The organism is Paenibacillus sp. Y568, from assembly GCF_059445545.1.
The window spans coordinates 1-2643 of record NZ_JCAIUM010000043.1 but is presented as its reverse complement, the minus strand read 5'-3'; the positions used below and the strand labels follow the sequence as shown (position 1 = coordinate 2643).

Here is a 2643-nt window from a genome sequence, read left to right as displayed (position 1 = left end):
AGTATGACAAGTTCTGTATAAGCGCTTTACAGCGCGAAAAAACAGAGATTTCATGAAATGAAATCTAACTTTACAACCGAGGATGGGAATGACGGAACCATGTATCCTGAAACCATCCCGTCAATACTCCTGCATGCGTCATGACTAACAGGTCATGAGGTGTGAAGTACAGGTAGATTCGGCAAAACAAAGGCTGGAGCCACCTTAACAGAAAAGGTATGTCAATGGATATGCCGCGCGGCTGAAAAACTGGATATGGTGAGAATGTTCTAATATAAAAGAACTGACGAACTTCCGAATGTACGGGTCTAAAGTTAGAACATACGGAAACGTATGTACCATCATACGATGGGGTGAGTGGCGTAAAGTAAAAATTGTCCCTCTGAAATACGCTATGCCGAACTAAGGTGGCATCCAGCTCACAGGCCTAGAGGAAGCACCTAAGTCCAGAGCGAAAAGCTAGGTTGTAAGGGACTTGGAAAGCAAGGCACGTCGCAACAAGGGCTGTTACCCGAGACGGTTGCAATAAGGATATACCGAAATGCATTTAGTCTTGTGAGGGTAGGGGCACGACTGATGAATCTCCTGTAATGGGAGTGGAAGAACAGCCCCAAGTCTAACAGAAAAGAACAATCATTTTCCAAACGTGAATGGCACCGGTCGGGTAAGAACGTGGGAACATCCCCTCAAAAAGGAGGGATGCCACAGTGCAAGCTTTGCGAAATTGGGAGTACTACGGCATGACGGAATCTTTTACGGACTTATACGAGAGAGCCTGCAAGCGTGAATCCTTTTCACACCTTTACGATCTAATCACATCCAGAGAAAATATTCGGCTTGCTTATCGAACAATGAAATCCAATAAAGGATCAAAGACGCCAGGAACAGATGGGAAAACCATCACAGACATTGAAAAGGTGTCCGAAGATGAACTAGTAAGAGAAATCCAAAACAAACTAAAGTGGTATCGCCCTAAGAAAGTCAGACGGAAATTCATAGAAAAAGACAACGGCAAATGGCGACCGCTTGGAATTCCTTGTATACTGGATCGAATCATTCAGCAGTGCTTTAAGCAAGTGCTTGAACCCATAGCAGAAGCTTATTTCTACAAACATAGTTATGGTTTCAGACCGTTACGGTCTACACACCATGCGATGGGAAGAGTTCAATTTCTTGTGAATCGAGCACAAATGCATTATGTGGTAGATATAGACATTTTAGGATTCTTCGACAATGTAAATCACACATTGCTATTGAAGCAGCTATGGAATATGGGGATTCAGGATAGAAAAGTGTTAGCCTGCATCTCCAAAATGCTGAAAGCCGAAATCGATGGAGAAGGTATACCTTCAAAGGGAGTACCTCAAGGGGGTTTGTTGTCGACATTACTTTCAAACGTCGTCCTCAACGACTTAGATCATTGGGTTGCTGATCAATGGGAATTCTTCCCTCTGTCACAACCTCATAAGACAAGAAGTGGTGAATTGTATACAAAAAAACGCACTTCCCTCAAAGAAGGATATATGGTGCGTTACGCCGATGACTTCAAAATCATCTGTCGAGACTACAAGACCGCCTACAAGTGGTATCACGCGGTAGTGTCCTATTTAAAACACCGTCTGAAACTAGAAGTTTCACCGGATAAATCGCAAATTGTAAATCTGAGAAAGCGAGAATCTGAATTTCTAGGATTCACAATCCGAGCGAATAAAAAGGGTAAGATTAGAGTAGCGCATACAGGCATTAAAGCCAGTAAAAAGCAGAAGATCAAGATGGAAGCCAAAAAACGCATTCAGAAGTTAAGAGTTTCTCCAATTGCCCTAAATGCATCACTCTTTAATAGTTTTGTTTTGGGAATCCACAACTACTTCAGTCGGGCAACACATGTCAGTGTTGAGTTCTCACGTCTTGCTTATGACCTGCGAGCCTTCATGTATAATTGTCTTAAACAAATCGGGAAATACGAACATCCAACTAACCCACCGCCAACATACAGCAAATTTTACAGCTTGGGTTACAGAACGTTCAAAGTGGCTAATGTATATTTATATCCGCTTGCCAACGTGAAAACAAAGAACACCATGGGTTTCAGTCAAGATCTTTCACTCTATACAACGGCAGGCAGAGAACAAATACACAAAAAGCTTCGTCCGGATCTACGTCAAGAAATTCTTTCTTTGATGGAATCCAATATCCCGAATCAGAGTGTGGAATATATGGATAATCGGATAAGTCGGTACAGCATGAAGATGGGGAAATGCGAAATTACAGGAATGTACCTTTTCGCACCTGACGTTTACTGCCACCACTATATGCCATTATATCTCGGGGGAAGCGATAAATTCAATAACATGCGCATTCTCCATAAAGAGGTATTTCAACTCATCCACCATACTCACAAAGAGACGATTGAAGTACTTATAAATAGACTAGGTATCACAGACTTGATGAAAATCAGGATCAATCAGTACCGTGATAAATATGGACTTGAACCAGTCTGATTTTCCCAAATCTATGAGTAACGAGGAACTTATGATCTAGTACATTCTGTTAGAGGGAACGCGGAGTGCTGGGAAACTAGCACGCTCCGTGTGGAGCAGGGGAAAAGCTGGAGATCGCATCAAAGGCTTACCTATTGCTACC

At 42.4% G+C, this 2643-nt stretch carries 1 protein-coding gene; it reads left to right on the top strand.

The window, feature by feature from the left end; genetic code table 11:
• Positions 1-707: 707 nt before the first annotated feature.
• The gene (gene ltrA, locus AC1D7X_RS25640) at positions 708-2501 is read left to right on the top strand and encodes a group II intron reverse transcriptase/maturase (protein WP_495476421.1); all 1794 of its coding nucleotides are present in this window, start codon (positions 708-710) and stop codon (positions 2499-2501) included.
• Positions 2502-2643 lie beyond the last annotated feature (142 nt).